This is a genomic window from Geobacillus proteiniphilus (assembly GCF_001908025.1).
GTDB lineage: Bacteria > Bacillota > Bacilli > Bacillales > Anoxybacillaceae > Geobacillus > Geobacillus proteiniphilus.
This window is the reverse complement of the sequence record NZ_MQMG01000048.1, coordinates 13,282-28,991: the sequence shown is the minus strand read 5'-3', so window position 1 is coordinate 28,991 and position 15,710 is coordinate 13,282. Positions and strand designations below refer to the sequence as shown.

Below are 15,710 nucleotides of genomic sequence, written 5' to 3'. Positions count from 1 at the left end.
GGGCGGCGTGCAGCCGATATTGACAGATGTCGCAATTCATCGCCACCGTTTGGCCGAGCACCTCGTTGAGGCGGTCAAGCACGATCTCCTCAAGCTTCGGATGAAATCCGAAATAGCCGGCAAGCGCAAACGAGATATGCGAGTGCTCAGCTTGGTATTGCACCACTTGCTGCTCAAGCCGCTTAATAAGGATGCCGGTGAATAAAAAATACGGAAGAACAACGATCCGCCTAGCTCCGAGCATGAGACAGCGGCGGACAGCGTCATCAAGCGACGGCGTCGTCACACCCATAAACGCTGGTTCAACAAGCGCATAGCCGGTCTGTTCCCAAAAGAGGCGGGCGATTTTATACAAATCGCTGTTCGCATCCGGATCGCTCCCGCCGCGGCCAAGCAAAATGACCGCTGTTCCGTCGTCCGGCTGCTCCGGCCGCTCGCCGATTTCTTGCAATCGTTCGCGCAAAATAGCAAATGTCTGCTCATGGACGCCGATGGGGCGGCCGTAGCGGAACGCCATATGCGGGTAGCGCGCTTTCGCCTCATCGATTTCCGCCGGAATATGCAGCTTCGAATGCCCGGCCGGCAATAAAATGAGCGGAATGACCGCCACTTCCGTTGCCCCGACTTCGGCGCAGCGTTCGATTCCTTCGCCGATCGACGGACGGCCAAATTCTAAAAAACTTGTTTCAATATGAAACGAATCGCGCAAACGCGGCCGCAGGCGGTCGACAAACTTCCGCACTTGCTCGTTCCCTTCCGGGTCGCGGCTGCCATGGCCGACAAATAAAATGGCTCTCATCCTTGTTTCCCCCCTTTTTTTTGTGGCGGACGTCTTCCGCCGTTCCCTATAAGCGCAATCCCCCAATGATCTCCCTTAATCAAAGCCGGCGCGTGCTCCCGTTACTCACCGCAAGCCGGCGTTTCGATGGACGCCGCCGGTTTTGCCTCTTCGTGTGAAAAACGTCCGACTTGCTTCACGCGGCGGAAAAACTTATGAAACCGTTCATTCGGATGTGCTTGTTCTTGATACTGTTCGATAATTTCTGCCATAACAGCCACAATCTCTTCCGGCGGAATGCCTTCAGCGACGAGCTGGCCGGGATGGGCGTTGCGGCCGACCGTTTTCCCGCCCAAAAACAAATCAAATTTCCCTTTCCGGTACACAAGCCCAATATCTTCGCGCACCGCGCCGTAGCACGCCATCCCGCAGCCGTTGATGCCGAGCTTCAACTCTTTCGGCAGCGCCATGCCGCCAAATCGGCGAGCCAATTCCTCCGCGTATGGAATGGCGTCTTTTTTCTCTCCATCGCAAAAATCACATGCCTTCACCGTCAGCACATCACCGACCGGCATCACGATCAGCCCGGCGTCAACGAGACGCGCCACAAGCCCATCTGGGTCCTCTGTCAACCGTTCGATTTTCATATAATGATCCGGCGTGTAGGTCATTTTTCCATCCGTCCCTACCACTTCAGCAAGCACGATGAGCTGTTCCGGGGTGAACTGTTTATTGGCCACGCCCGGGCTCACCGCCGCTTCCAACAACACGGCCGCCGTCTTTCTTGTTTTCCGTCTCTCTAAAGCGGCGAGCGCGTCTTCGGCTGTTTCTTTCACCCGTTTTGGCGCGGCGGTCGGCTGCCGTTCCGCTGTTTTTGCCAGCGGCGCGGCAAGCGTCGGCAAAACGGCAGCCGGCGGCGTTGGCTCGGCCTCCTTAGTGACCGTGGCAACAGACGACGGTCGAACCGCGGTGGCCAAGGCGGTGAAAGCACGATCCTTCTGGTCGTCCCCGGCGAGGACAGCCGCTTCGGACGTCCCTGATGCCCCCGGTGCCCCCGTGCTTCCTTCGTCCTCATCTTCCAGCGGTTTCGTCTGGTCAAGCGCCCACGGCTCCGCTTCTTTGCGCAGCCGTTCATGCGGTTTGAGCGGCTGGACGGCGGCTGCTAGTTGATACTTGCGCTGGTAGCCGCGCGGCGTGATCATCACGCCGTCATGGACGAATGTCGTTGAGTTGCCGATAATCACCGTCGTCAACATGCCGATCTCATGGTCAAGCATATGCGCCAAATCAGTGAGCACCATGTGCTGGCGTTCACGGTACGCGCTTTTCACCAGCCCAACTGGTGTCGTCGGCGCGCGGTGGCGCAGCAAAATTTGCTGTGCTTCGACGATTTGCCGGGTGCGCCGCCCGCTTTTCGGGTTGTACAAGGCGATGACAAAGTCAGCGGCCGCCGCGGCTTCGAGCCGCTTTTCAATCAGCTCCCACGGCGTCAAATGATCGCTTAAGCTGATCGTACACGCATCGTGCATAATCGGCGCTCCAAGCAAAGCGGCGCACGAATGGATGGCGGAAATGCCGGGAATGACTTCGACTTCGATCGAACTGTCTTTCGTCCACCCTTTTTCGATCAGCACTTCATACACGAGCCCGGCCATGCCGTACAATCCGGCGTCGCCGCTTGAGATGACGGCGACCGTTTTGCCGCGCTCGGCCCATTTCACCGCCGCTTGGGCGCGGCTCACTTCTTCCGTCATGCCAGTGCTGATGATTTCCTTTCCGACAATCAGGTCGCGCACAAGTTCGATGTACGTTTTGTAGCCGATGATGACGTCGCTTTCTTCAATCGCTTCCCGAGCCCGTTTCGTCATATGGTCGACGCTTCCCGGGCCAAAGCCGACAATGAGCAATTTGCCGCCCACTTTACAGTCCCCCTCTCCATATCTCGATTATCATCGACATCCCTAACCATATGCTGTAGATCCCTGTGACCGCACCAAGGACATAAAACAGCCGTTCCCGCTGCTTGGCTTTCCAAAATCCCCACGATAATCCAGCCGCTGTGGCAATCGTCGCAATGAGCAAGCCGGCGACAAACAGCACAAGCTGAAGGACAGCGGCGCTCACATGCACTTTTCCGGCCGCGTGGGTGATAATGGCTAGCTGGGTCGGGCTTTCGACGCCAATGCCATGAATGATGCCGATGATCAAGGCGCCAGCCCAACCAACATGCGAAAAAGAACGGCAACTGTCCATTTCCCGCCTTCCCCGCAGCCATCGGGTGACCGTATGGCCGAACTCATAAAGGAGCTGAAACCGGCTTTTCACCTCACCCTGCCGAAAAAGAGAAAAAAGCATCATCCCGCCAAGAAGCACAAGCGTACCGCCAACTAAGAGCTCAATGGCGGCGGCTGACGACTCGGGAAGCCGGGCGCCGACCACGAGCGCCGCCACCCCCATGACAAACACGATCGCTCCGTGTCCAATAGCGTACATGATTCCGAGCGCTAACTGCTGTCTTCGCCGCGACTCGCTTCCGACCATATCCGCAATGGCCGCGACATGGTCGCTGTCCATCCCATGACGCATGCCGAGAAATATCGCTAACATTACATAACTGGCCCATTCCATCATTACGTCCCCCTCTTTCGAACGCCAATAACCGACTCCGTCCCACCAAGACGGGTCAACCCGTCTTCACGATATTCATACGCCGCCCACGTGCGAAGCGGCTCGCCGTTTTGTAAATGGCGATGGACGACCTCTTTTGCCTTCTCCGGGGTCATCAGCCGGTACCAGACGCCGTCCGGGTAGACGATCATCACGCATGCGTCTTGGCAGCGGCCGTTGCAGCGCGTCCTTGTCGTATGGACCGCGTCATCCAGCCCGAGGCGGGCGATTTCTTCGCGCACCGCGACTGTCACTTCATCGCCGCCATGGCGCAGGCACGTCCCGCCGTTGCAAATGAATACATGATGTCTCACTCCTCGTAAATCCCACGTCGCCATCCAATTCCTCCTCACGAGAATGATAGACATGCAGAACGCTCAGCTGCGTTTAAAGCAAAATAAAAAGCACCTCTCTAGCAGAGGTGCAGAAAAATGCATACGAAGCCATAAACAAGCTAAAAGAAGCCTTATTCGGCCATCATTCTTCCGCACGTCTGCCTATAGTCCCGTAGGCATCCGTCCGAATCCAAACAAGGCAGGTCTCCTGACTTAGGATCATCGCTTGGCGGCGCCTTCCCGAAGCATCCTTCAGTGACTTGTTGCCGCAAAGCTCCCCATCACAGTGGCGGGTACCGTGCCGGATTTTCACCGGGCTTCCCTTTTCACCCAAGCCCTAAGCGGGCTAGGCACCTTGTTTGTCTTACCGCCATATATGCGCTGTCATGGAACAAGCATCCGTTTTCATCGTAGTACAACCAATGCGTTGCCGTCAACCGTTTTTTGCCGACAAATCTTCGCGGGCGACGACAACGCCATCCGCATCAGCATAGACGTACGCCCCCGGCTCCCAGCGGACGCCGCCAAACTCAAGCGCAACGTCGCGGGCGCCTTTTCCTTCTTTTTTTGCATTTCGAGCGGTACACAGTGGCACGAACTCTTTTCGGACCACAGACACCGATCATTTATTTTTGACCGGAACGATACATCTCTAATTTGTCCAGGTCTAAGACAAATCCAGCGTCCAGCAATATATCTAATCCTAACAAACCGTTAATCCCTTCATAGTCCATCCCGCTAAAATCAATCTCATACTCTCTCAGTTGAAAAGAATCTAACTTAATAAAGTCCAATTTCTTTGCAAATGCGTACTCTTTTCCACCGATTCCATAATAAGTAACAATATGATCGCTCATCTCTACTCGCAAATCAATATCCTCTACTGCATTTTGAGAAATCAGTGTTTTAACAGCACCAGTATCAATAACCATATTATTAACCAATTTAGACCTTCCTTGGTAAACGATTTCTATCGATGTAAACAACAACCCATCACGATATTCAATTTGCATAACGAAATTTCCCTCTTAGACCAATCGTTTTCCGAACTTTTAAGACAATTTCCTTGTGACTAGTGTGATAAACAAACTGATTCCCTTTTGATTGCAGTAACTCCCGAGTTGCGTCCTCGTCCGAAACCGTTCCAATGACAGCCACCTCTTCAATGATTTCCTGATCCCCTTGTAAATGAGACTTCAATACCTGTAATTTCACAAATTGGTTTGGATACAGTAAACGCACTTCCTGCCATTTCATCTCCATCACCTCAAATTGTTCTTTGTATCCATATATCACTGCCCAAAAATCGAAAACTTTGGCACCACAGCGCCGTTCGTACAATCGTAGTACAACTCCTCTATGATAACCATCAATCGTTTTTTAGACGCACATCTTCACGAGCGACGACAACGCCGTCCGCATCAGCGTACACGTACGCCCCTGGCTCCCAGCGGACGCCGCCAAACTCGAGCACAACGTCGCGTGAGCCTTTTCCCTCTTTTTTGCTTTTCACCGGGCATGTGCCGATCGCCATCACTCCAATCGGCATGGCGCCAATTTCCGCTGAATCGCGGATGCAGCCGTGGATGATGACGCCAGCAAGCCCCCTCTCGCAAGCGATTTGCGCCAGCCGGTCGCCTAATAGCGCGACGCGGCGCGAGCCTTTTCCATCGACAACCAACACCGTCCCCGGCGGCACCGTCTCCAGCGCTTCGCGGACAAGAACGTTGTCCTCAAACACGTCGACCGTCGCAATCGGCCCGGAAAACGCCCGCTTTCCGCCGTACGATTGGAACGGCAACTCGCATACTTGCAACTCGTCTAAAAATTGATCGCATAAATCGGCTGTTTTCATTGTCGCTCTCCCCTTTCATGTTTTGCATTCGCCGTCATTCGCCAAAATCCTTCTGCCTCAGCAGTTTTTTGTCGACGATCTTTCATTCGAACGACTGACACGAACGCGGCGATGTGAACCAAACCATTGTGTGGCCGTCAATCGCTTCGATGTATTCCACCGCTCGCATTGAAACCATAAAAAACGGCCCCGCGCCGATATATGGCGGAGACCGTTTTCGCCGGCCCAAAGCCCCTCCGGTTTGACCAGACGTTCAGCTGGGCTAGCTGGATTCGAACCAGCGCATCACGGAGTCAAAGTCCGTTGCCTTGCCGCTTGGCTATAGCCCAACGTTGATTGCCATTTACAGACCCGCGAGCGAGAAAGCCCACTCCTTTAGAGGTGGGATGAAAGCGAGCCTTTTTCTTTGAATGATTCTAAAAAAATGGTATCCTGTAATCGCCACAAGGAGGTGAATCCATGCCGACGATCACACTAAGGCTGGAACTGCACAAACCAACGAAAGTCAAACAAGACATGTACGAACGGATGACAGAAGTGAATACAGCGTTTGCGAATTGGCTGTTGAATCATCCCGAGCTGAATCAAGCGATGAGCAAACTATTTAAAGAGTTTTCGTCGCAACGGTTTCCTTCTGCTGTCGTGAATCAAACGATTCGAGAAGTGAAGTCCCAAAAGAAAAACCAGAAAACAAAGAAGTTTCGAACATTATGGTGTTGCTTTAACAATCAAAACGTAAAGGTTGAAAAGAAAGGAGAGTTCTACACCGTTTCATTCCCAACATTAGAGAAGCGAGTCGGTGTGCCGGTGGTCACGCGTCCCTATCAAGAAGCATGGCTGAATCGATTGTTGGACGGAACAGCCAAACAAGGGGCGGCAAAACTCTACAAGAAGAAAAAGAAATGGTACTTCGCTATTGCGATCACAGTTGAAGTCCAACAACGGGAAGAAACCAAGGCAATGGGCGTTGATTTGGGACTTCGCTATATTGCCGTTGCCAGCGTGGGAACGAAATCGTTGTTTTTCAAAGGGAACCAATGCGCCTTTGTACGCCGACGATATGCGGCTTTGCGGCGAACGTTGGGCAAAGCCAAGAAGCTCCATATGATTCGTAAAATCGGCCGTAAAGAGTCCCGCTGGATGAAGGATAGGAACCATAAAATCAGCCGTCAAATCGTCCGTTTTGCCCTCGCCAACGGTGTTGGCGTGATTCGGATGGAAAAGTTGACGGGGATTCGAAAGCGGGCAACACCGGCCAAAGAAGCGGGACGAAGCCTTCACTCTTGGGCGTTTCATCAACTGCAAACGATGATTGCCTATAAAGCGGAAATGGCGGGCATTCGGGTGGAGTGGGTGAAGCCGACCTATACAAGCCAAACATGCCGATGCGGGCATCGAGAGAAAGCGAACCGAAACGGCATCCACTTCCAATGCAAAAAATGCGGATATACGATTCATGCCGACTTGAATGGCGCCATCAACATCGCCAAAGCGATTTCGGGCTTGAGCGCCTAGCGCACTGGTCACAGGTGCGCCGCCCATTGGGGTACATCTTAACCCGATGGGACGGGGTGATGACACACCCCTAAACTTGGGCGTTGTCCGAACCAGAAATGGATGAGGGCGCCAACGACCCAAGAATCCCACGCCCTTTAGGCGTGTGGAGTGTCAAAGTATGCAGCACGAATCGGCTCTTTATGCGCGAAAACCGAATATCATTTTGCTGCATGCGGCAAAATACAGATACATTTTCCGCACGTTTTGCCTTGTCTTAACCAACTCTTTACAATCGCTGCATCCGGGCATTATGATACAAAACAGAAAGGGGGGAACGACGTTGCGCCGAACCGCCGCCCTCCGCCAATGGCTTTATGTGTTGTTTTTGTTGTGGCTGCCGCTCGGCCTCGCCGCATCAACCGCTTCACAGCCGTCCGTTGCCCCTGAACCGATCATCATCGCCCACCGCGGCGCGTCTGGATACGCGCCGGAGCATACGCTCTCATCCTACCGCCTTGCCGCCCGCATGCAGGCGGACTATATCGAAGTCGATGTGCGCGCAGCCAAAGACGGGAAGCTCGTTGCTCTGCATGATGCGACGCTCGCCCGAACGACAAATGCCGAAACGGTCTACCCGCGCCGTGCTCCGTGGCGGGTAAATGATTTTTCGTTCGCTGAACTGAGGCGGCTGGATGCCGGGTCGTGGTTTCATCCACGCTTTGCCGGCCAGCGCATCCCGACGCTTGATGAGGTGATTCAGATGCTGAAAGCGGAGCGTGTGGAAGCCCCGTTGTACATCGAAACGAAACAGCCCGGCATCGAAGAGGCGGTCGTCCATCTATTGAAAAAACACGGATTCCTGCAACAGCGCCGCGTCATGTTTCAATCGTTCCACCCGGAAAGCTTGCAAGCGCTCCGACCGCTCATCCCGCACGGCATTCGGCTCATTCAATTGGTCGGCGAAAAGGAAGCGCACAGCGGCCGCGACGAACTGCTGCAACAAATCGCCGTCTATGCCGATGGCATCGGCTTGCCGCTTTCGGCCGTCACCGAAGAGTGGGTGCGCGCCGCCCATGGCCGCGGGCTCATTGTTCACGTCTATACCGTCAACGCTCCGCACGATCTGGAGCGCCTATGCGCCATGGGCGTTGACGGTGTGTTTACTGATTACCCTGACCGCCCGGCTCGCATTGCTGCCTGCCGCCGGCTGCCCCGCCATTGACCGGCCTTCAGGGAGCCAGGGGGAGCTTATTGTTTACATAATGTTATTATGGTTAATAAAAACGAAAATCATTTCCATTTGACCCGATTCGGTGTATCATTTGAGAAAAAGGAGGCCAGATCATGTGGACGATCATCGATTACGAAAACGGCCCATTTACCGTGACGACGGAACGCCGCCGCGTTCAGCTCGAGCGCGTGTTTGACTTCCTCGCCCGCTCGTATTGGGCGAATGAGCGCAGCCGCGAAACGATCGTCAAATCGCTTGACCATTCGCTCTGCTTTTCCCTTTTTCACGGTGACAGGCAAATCGGCATGGCGCGCGTCATCACCGACCGGGCGACGTTCGCCTATCTCTGCGACGTGTTCATCGATGAAGCATACCGTGGGCAAGGTCTCGGGAAATGGCTGTTATCATGCGTGCTCGCCCATCCTGATGTCGCCGCTGTCCGCAAGGTGATGCTCGCGACCAAAGACGCGCACGGGCTGTACAGGCAGTTCGGCTTTGCCGCGCCGAGCGAGCCGGAGCGGTTGATGGAGCGGATTCAAGAGCCGCGAACGGAGTAAAGGGCAAAAAAAGGCGGGCCGCCATCGGTCCGCCTTTTCGCCAAACCTCCCGTCCCCCAACGCCTGTTGCCTTCGTCACCGCTTCGGAAACTGAAACGACAATTTCTTCTCGTTTTCATCCCAAACGAGTATGGCGTCAAACGTTTTCCCGCCTTTTTTAAACCCTTTTATGACATTTGTTTTCCCTTGCGCCAGCAGCTTTTTCACATTCGCCGCCGAAATCGACTTGCCGAGAATGCGTTTGGAGATCGTAAACGAGCATTTTGTTTTCGCGTACTGGTCGCAGCCGTACAACGTTCCTTTGTCGATGACGGTCCCGCGGCAAAGCGGGCACGGCCCAAGCTTCTCGCCCATCGTTTTTTTCTTCCTTGTCCGCTGGATCGAGGCGGTGTTAACCTCTCTGAAATTCCAATTTGGCGCGGCGGCGATGGCGTCAGCGACCACTTTTTGCGCCAACTTTTTCACCTGTTCCATAAAGGCGGCGGGCGAGGCGCTCCCTTCGCCGATTTCGCTTAAGCGCTGCTCCCATTTCGCCGTCATTTCCGGCGAGGCGAGGATCGTGCCGCCAAGCGCCTCGATCAACACTTTCGCCTTGTCGGTCGCGTACACGAGGTTCTTTTTCACTTCAATATACTTCCGCTCTTTCAGCATGGTAATGATCGCCGCCCTTGTTGCTTCCGTGCCCAGCCCTTCCGTTTTGGCGAGCACTTTTTCCAGTTCCTCATCGTCCAAAAATTTTCCCGCCGTTTTCATCAAGGTGATGAGTTCGCCTTCTGTATACCGTTTCGGCGGCTCGGTCTTCCCTTCTTTCACCTTTACAGCGGCCGCTTCCCCCGCCTCGCCTCGCTCAAGGGCAGGCAGCACAGCATCTTTCTCCTCCTCATGCGGGCGGATGACCGCGCGCCATCCTTCCTCGACGACCTGTCTTCCTTTCGAAACGAAGCGAGCCCGACCGTCAACGAGTGTCGTGACAGTCGTATAATCGATGACCGCCGCCTGGTGGTGGGCGGCAATCAAGCGGCGAACGACTAAATCGTACACTTTCCGCTCGTCGTCCGACAGCTTCTCCGGGGCAACAACTTGTTCAGTCGGGATGATCGCGTAGTGGTCGGTGACTTTTTTCTCGTTTACATAACGTTTATTCTGTAAAATCGACGGCTGCGGCAGCGGAAAATAAGAAGCGTACGCTGGAAACGATGACAACTTTTGCAAAATGGCAGGGAACGTTTCCGCTTCCCCTTTCGTCACATGCATCGAATCGGAACGAGGATACGAAACGATCCCTTTTTGGTAGAGCGATTGCAGCACATCAAGCGTCTTTTTCGGCGAGAAGCGGTACAGCTTGTTGGCTGTCGCCTGCAGCGTCGATAAGTTGAACAACAGCGGCGGCTGATACGTTTTCCGCTCCGTGCGGACGTCGGCGACTTCCGCTCGTTTTCCTTGGCAAAAGGCAGCGATCTTTTTCGCCATCTCCTCGTCCTTGAGACGCGTTTGGCCGTTTTCATCCGTCCATTTTCCTTCATAGCGCTTATCGCCGATGACAAACGAAGCGACGACTTCCCAAAACGGTTCAGGGCGGAACTGCTCAATTTCCCGCTCACGCCGGACGATCAGCGCCAATGTCGGCGTCTGCACGCGTCCGACGGAAAACACATCATTCATCCCGCGCTCTTTCAGCAAGAGGCTGTACACGCGCGAGGCGTTCATGCCGACGAGCCAATCAGCGCAGGCGCGGGCGTACGCTTCCTCATAGAGCGGGCGCGTCGTCTGCTCATCAAGCAAACGGCGGAACCCTTCCTCAATCGCCTTCGGGGTCAATGATGACAGCCAAAGCCGCTTGATCGGCTTGTTGACGCCGCTCATGCGGATGATGTTGCGCACAATGAGCTCCCCTTCGCGCCCCGCGTCGCCGGCATGGATGATTTCCGTCACTTCCGGCTTTCGCAACAGTTCCTTGACCACTTGAAACTGTTTCGCCTTCGCTTTTTCGATCTCATACTCGAACCGTTCCGGGATGATCGGCAACGTGTTGAGCGTCCACCGTTTCCACTCGGGGCGGTACCGCTCAGGAGCTGCGAGCTGGAACAAATGCCCGATCGCCCATGTCATATACGCCCCGTCGGGAAACAAGTCATTCGGCAAAATTTCGATATAGCCTTGCCGTTTTTTCGTCCGAAAAATCGAGGCGAGCGTCGCCCCTTGGTCCGGCTTTTCCGCAATAATGACTTTCATCGTCCTTTCCCCTTACGGCACATCGTGCCCCATGGAGCTTTGCAAAATGGCGAACCATTGCTCGCGGGAAAGCGGGAAGGACAGCGCCCGCACCGCCCGCTCGATGCGTTCTTGTTTCCCCGAGCCGACAATCGGCATCATCCGCGCTGGATGAACGAAGAGCCACGCATACAACACTTCGTCGATCGTCTCGGCGCCGAGTTCTTCTCGCACCTGTTCAAGCGCGCCGCGCAACCGCACCGCCCGGTCATCGTCAGCGGAAAAAATCGCTCCACCGGCGAGCGGCGACCATACCATTGGCGGAACGCGCTTCTCAAGGCAAAGGTCAACTGTGCCGTCTTCAAGATTTTCCAACCGATACGCCGATACTTCGATTTGGTTGGTCACGAGCGGAAACGGCAAATACGACTGAAGCATTTCCCACTGCGAACGTTTAAAGTTCGAGACGCCGAAATAGCGCACTTTTCCGTCCTGTTTCAGCTGGCAAAACGCCTCGGCCACCTCTTCCGGATTCATGAACGGATCCGGACGATGAATGAGCAAGACATCGATATAATCGGTGCGGAAATTCCGCAGCGACTGCTCGACCGAGGCGATGATATGGGTTTTGCTTGTATCATATAATTTCATCCCGTATTTTGGCGGCCGCTTGATGCCGCATTTCGTCACGATCTCGATCTGACCGCGCAAGCTTGGCTTTAACGCCAGCGCTTCGCCAAAGCGCGATTCGCACGTGTAGTTGCCGTAAATATCAGCATGGTCAAACGTCGTAATGCCGCGCTCAAGACAAAATTCAATGAGCGACAGCAGCTGCTCGCGCGAATAGCCCCAGTCCGCAAGCCGCCAACAGCCGTGAATGAGGCGGGAAAAAGTCAAATCGTCCGCTAAACGGATTCGTTCCATTGATCGTCTCCCTTTCTTTTTTTGGCTAAAATCGTTCCGCTTGCGCATACTACCAACAAGAGGAAAAAACGGAAAGGACGTGATGATATGAGGCGCTGGCTCCTTGGGCTCGCCGCCGTGCTTCTTTTGGCCTCCCCATGGCCGACATCAGCCGCCGAAACCGCATACGAATGGAATGTAGCCGACATTTACCCATCCGAACACGAATGGATGCGCGACTATAAGGCGGTGCAAAACGCCTTGCCGAAATTGGCGGCGTTTGAAGGGAAGCTTGACGATGCAAAGACGATCGCCAAACTGTTCGCCCTAAACGAACAAACGGCCCGCAAGCTGGAAAAACTGTCGCTTTACGCCCATTTAAAACGCGATATCAACATTGAAGATGAAACGGCGGCCCGGCTCGGGGCAAAAGTGGAAGCGCTCGCCGCCCAATATGCGGCGAAAACAGCGTTTATCGAGCCGGAACTGCTCGCCCTCCCAGAGCGGACGCTCAGGAAGCTCCAAAAAAGCAAACCGCTGAAGGCGTATCGCCATTACTTCAATGAGTTGCTCGAGCAAAAGCCGCATACGCTCACGAAACGCGAAGAACAGCTGCTCGCGAAACTATCGCCGGCGCTCGGCGAAGCGGAGAACATTTATGACCACGCCGCCCGCGGCGATTACGAGCCGCCGTCTGTCAAGATGCCGAACGGAAAAACGGTGACATTGACCGACGACCAATACGCCGCCATGCTCGAGCACCCGGACCGCCGCTATCGAAAGGCGGCGTTTGAAGCGAAAGCCAAAAGTTATGAAGCCATTGAACAAACCGCGGCCGCGACGCTGTATGCCTCCGTCCAAGCGGACGAACTGTATGCGAACGTGCGCCGCTATCCGTCCGGCCTTGCCGCCGCGCTGGCCGCCGATGACGTACCGAAGGAAGTGTTTGATCACTTGATCGCCGCCACCCGCCGCCACTTGCCGGCGCTTCACCGCTATGTCGAACTGCGGCGGCGCGCGCTCGGGCTTGACCGCGTCCATAGCTATGACTTGTACGTGCCGCTTGTCGGTGAAACAATGAAACCGATTCCGGTCGAAACGGCGAAGACGCTCATAGTGGAAGGGCTCAAGCCGCTCGGCGCCGACTATATCAAACAGGTGCACCGAGCGTTTCAAGAACGATGGCTTGATGTCTACCCGCGTCCGAAAAAATATACCGGCGGCTATAACACGGGAGCGTATGACACCCATCCGTTCATCTTGCTCAATTACAACGGGTCGCTCGACAGCGTGTTGACGATGGCGCATGAGCTCGGGCACGCCATGCATTCCGTGTACACGAACCGCACGCAGCCGTACCATTATTCCGGCCATTCGATTTTCACCGCGGAAGTGGCATCGACCGCGAACGAATGGCTCATGCTCGATTATTTGTACAAACAGGCGAAAACAAAAGAGGAAAAGCTCCGCCTGCTCATCGAACAAATCGAGCAAATCCGCGGCACGTTGTACACGCAAGTGATGTATTCCGAATTTGAGCGGATAATCCATGACAAAGTGCGCCAAGGCGGCAGCTTGACGGCGGACGAACTGAACAATCTTTGGCTTGGCCTGCTCAAAACGTATTACGGTCCAGCATACGCCGCCGATCCGGGATCGGCGCTGGGCTGGCTGCGCATCCCGCATTTTTATGACGCCTTTTATGTGTACAAATACGCAACATCGCTCGCTGCGTCGTACGCCATTGTGAGCGATATCCAAACCGACAAAAGCGGGAAAGCGGTGAAGCGGTACAAACAATTTTTGCGCTCCGGCGCATCCGATGACCCGATCCGCCTGCTCAAGCGAGCCGGAGTGGATATGACAAGCCCCGAACCGATCGAGCGCGTCTTGCGCCACTTCACTGCTCTTGTCGATGAACTCGACAAACAACTGGCAAGCGAAAATTCCTAATCATGAACGAAAACGTGCCTCGCCTCGCCGCGGGACACGTTTTCCTTCGCCGCGCGCCGCATCCGCCGCCCCACAAGCAGCGAACGAGGCGCGGCGAGACGCCCGATTTTCTCTGTTCAGCATCGAATGGCCGCCCGGCAGCGCGAAAGTTAGGCGGATCCGCCTTTCGACTTGTCCGCGTCCGGCGGTCGGTTACTCTTTCGTCGACATGCGCGCGATCGTTTCTTTCACCTTGCGGATGTTTTCCATCTTATTGTCCCAGCACGCTTGGCTCAAATCGACGGGATATTGCTCAGGGTTGAGCGTCCGTTTGTATTCCTCCCAAAACAAGCGCAAGCTTTCTTTCGCATACGCTTGAATGTCCGAAAGCGGGGGCGACGTATACACAAGCCGGCCGTTGTCGAAGATCGTCACATGCAAATCACGCGCTTCAAAATTGGTGACGAATTTGCTGATGAACGTGTACACCGGATGGAACATTTTCAGCCGCTCTTCTTGCTGCGGGTTTTCGCTCTCTAAGGCGATGTAGTCGCCTTCCGCTTTATGGTTGATTTTGTTGACGATGCGGTACACCCGCTTCAGCCCCGGCGTCGTCACTTTCTCTGGATTGCCGCTGATTTTGATCGTATCGACCATCTCACCGCGTTCGTTTTCAATCGCCACCATTTTGTACACGGCACCGAGCGCCGGCTGATCGTACGCCGTGATCAGCTTCGTGCCGATCCCCCAGACGTCAATTTTCGCCCCTTGCGACTTCAAGTTTAAAATCGTATCTTCGTCCAAATCGTTCGAGGCGAAAATTTTCGCGTTCGGAAATCCGGCTTCATCGAGCATTTTCCGCGCTTCTTTCGACAAATAGGCGAGATCGCCGCTGTCGATGCGGATGCCGATAAAGTTGATTTGGTCGCCCAGCTCCTTAGCGACGCGAATGGCGTTTGGCACCCCCGACTTCAACGTATCGTACGTATCGACGAGAAATACGCAGTCTTTATGGCGGCGTGCATACTTCAAAAATGCGATGTATTCATCCTGATACGCTTGAATCATCGAATGGGCATGCGTTCCGGCGACCGGAATGCCAAACAGCTTCCCAGCGCGCACGTTCGATGTCGCCTCAATCCCACCGATATACGCCGCGCGCGCGCCCCATAGCGCCGCATCCATCTCCTGCGCCCGCCGACTGCCGAACTCCAAGGCCGGCTCATCCCCGAGAATATGCTTAATGCGTGACGCTTTCGTGGCGATGAGCGTCTGGAAATTGATGATGTTTAAAATGGCGGTTTCGATGAGCTGCGCCTCCGCGAGCGGCGCCTCAATGCGCATAATCGGCTCGTTGGCGAACACGATTTCCCCTTCTCGCATCGAACGGACCGTGCCAGTGAAACGAAGCGTCCGCAAATAGTCTAAAAAGTCGTCGCGGTAGCCAAGCTCATGCCGCAAATAGTCGATGTCGCTGTCGGAGAAGCGGAATTGTTGCAAAAACTGAATGACGCGCTCCAACCCAGCGAACACCGCATAGCCGTTGCCAAACGGCAGCTTGCGGAAAAACACTTCAAACACGGCGCGGCGCTCATGCATACGATCTTCCCAATACGTCTCGACCATATTGATTTGATATAAGTCCGTATGAAGCATCAAACTGTCATCGGCATATTTTTCGTTCATGAATGTGCAACCTCCAACACACGAATGACTGCGCCGCCGAATGGAGAAAAAGAACGTT

Annotated in this window: 14 protein-coding genes, 1 tRNA gene, 1 pseudogene and 1 riboswitch; of the genes and pseudogenes, 4 read left to right on the top strand and 12 right to left on the bottom strand. The window is 54.7% G+C overall.

Translation table 11 applies throughout. The features are described from left to right. The 9 genes and pseudogenes from BRO54_RS14870 to BRO54_RS14830 form a co-directional block, all read right to left on the bottom strand. On the bottom strand, positions 1–799 hold a 799-nt coding region (locus BRO54_RS14870), incomplete at its 3' end, for a sirohydrochlorin chelatase (RefSeq protein WP_074044441.1). A 101-nt stretch (positions 800–900) separates the two neighbouring features. Further along, positions 901–2,697 carry a precorrin-3B C(17)-methyltransferase gene (gene cobJ, locus BRO54_RS14865; protein WP_074044440.1) on the bottom strand — a complete coding sequence of 599 codons (1,797 nt, stop codon included), beginning with the start codon at positions 2,695–2,697 and terminating at the stop codon, positions 901–903. Position 2,698: 1 nt separating this feature from the next. After that, on the bottom strand, positions 2,699–3,406 hold the full coding sequence (locus BRO54_RS14860; protein ID WP_239691276.1) for a HoxN/HupN/NixA family nickel/cobalt transporter: 708 nt from the start codon (positions 3,404–3,406) through the stop codon (positions 2,699–2,701). 2 nt (positions 3,407–3,408) lie between these two features. Next, a complete protein-coding gene (locus tag BRO54_RS14855; protein WP_074044438.1) occupies positions 3,409–3,783 on the bottom strand; it encodes a (2Fe-2S) ferredoxin domain-containing protein in 375 nt (124 codons plus the stop codon). Between the two features lie 178 nt (positions 3,784–3,961). Continuing rightward, positions 3,962–4,153: riboswitch (cobalamin riboswitch) on the bottom strand. A 60-nt stretch (positions 4,154–4,213) separates the two neighbouring features. Continuing rightward, positions 4,214–4,351, bottom strand: a pseudogene (locus BRO54_RS14850) (RraA family protein); the annotation flags it as partial. A 55-nt stretch (positions 4,352–4,406) separates the two neighbouring features. Beyond that, the gene (locus BRO54_RS14845; protein ID WP_074044437.1) at positions 4,407–4,793 is read right to left on the bottom strand and encodes an aspartyl protease family protein; all 387 of its coding nucleotides are present in this window, start codon (positions 4,791–4,793) and stop codon (positions 4,407–4,409) included. Next, the gene (locus tag BRO54_RS14840; RefSeq protein WP_074044443.1) at positions 4,783–5,037 is read right to left on the bottom strand and encodes a hypothetical protein; all 255 of its coding nucleotides are present in this window, start codon (positions 5,035–5,037) and stop codon (positions 4,783–4,785) included. Before BRO54_RS14840 ends, BRO54_RS14845 begins: the two co-directional genes overlap by 11 nt. Before the next feature lie 112 nt (positions 5,038–5,149). After that, the gene (gene rraA, locus BRO54_RS14835; RefSeq protein WP_074044436.1) at positions 5,150–5,635 is read right to left on the bottom strand and encodes a ribonuclease E activity regulator RraA; all 486 of its coding nucleotides are present in this window, start codon (positions 5,633–5,635) and stop codon (positions 5,150–5,152) included. A 257-nt stretch (positions 5,636–5,892) separates the two neighbouring features. Then, positions 5,893–5,964 (bottom strand) — tRNA-Gln (locus BRO54_RS14830). 130 nt (positions 5,965–6,094) lie between these two features. On the opposite strand from BRO54_RS14830, the gene BRO54_RS14825 reads away from it, so the two are divergent. The 3 genes from BRO54_RS14825 (at position 6,095) to BRO54_RS14815 (ending at position 8,920) form a co-directional block, all read left to right on the top strand. Beyond that, entirely contained in the window at positions 6,095–7,150 is a 1,056-nt protein-coding gene (locus BRO54_RS14825; protein ID WP_074044435.1) for an RNA-guided endonuclease TnpB family protein, read from the top strand. Positions 7,151–7,442: 292 nt separating this feature from the next. Continuing rightward, positions 7,443–8,354 (top strand): glycerophosphodiester phosphodiesterase family protein, encoded by a 912-nt coding sequence (locus tag BRO54_RS14820; protein WP_139268078.1) that lies wholly within the window; start codon positions 7,443–7,445, stop codon positions 8,352–8,354. A 122-nt stretch (positions 8,355–8,476) separates the two neighbouring features. Next, a complete protein-coding gene (locus BRO54_RS14815; RefSeq protein ID WP_074044434.1) occupies positions 8,477–8,920 on the top strand; it encodes a GNAT family N-acetyltransferase in 444 nt (147 codons plus the stop codon). 75 nt (positions 8,921–8,995) lie between these two features. On the opposite strand, the gene BRO54_RS14810 is transcribed toward BRO54_RS14815, so the two are convergent. Both BRO54_RS14810 and BRO54_RS14805 read right to left on the bottom strand, forming a co-directional pair. Next, positions 8,996–11,152 (bottom strand): DNA topoisomerase III, encoded by a 2,157-nt coding sequence (locus tag BRO54_RS14810; RefSeq protein ID WP_074044433.1) that lies wholly within the window; start codon positions 11,150–11,152, stop codon positions 8,996–8,998. A 12-nt stretch (positions 11,153–11,164) separates the two neighbouring features. After that, a complete protein-coding gene (locus BRO54_RS14805; protein ID WP_074044432.1) occupies positions 11,165–12,055 on the bottom strand; it encodes an aldo/keto reductase in 891 nt (296 codons plus the stop codon). An 87-nt stretch (positions 12,056–12,142) separates the two neighbouring features. Between BRO54_RS14805 and pepF the strand changes: the two genes are divergently transcribed. Then, positions 12,143–13,987 (top strand): oligoendopeptidase F, encoded by a 1,845-nt coding sequence (gene pepF, locus BRO54_RS14800; RefSeq protein ID WP_074044431.1) that lies wholly within the window; start codon positions 12,143–12,145, stop codon positions 13,985–13,987. A gap of 192 nt (positions 13,988–14,179) precedes the next feature. On the opposite strand, the gene BRO54_RS14795 is transcribed toward pepF, so the two are convergent. After that, positions 14,180–15,652, bottom strand: coding sequence for a nicotinate phosphoribosyltransferase (locus BRO54_RS14795; RefSeq protein ID WP_011231309.1), 1,473 nt, complete (start codon positions 15,650–15,652; stop codon positions 14,180–14,182). Positions 15,653–15,710 lie beyond the last annotated feature (58 nt).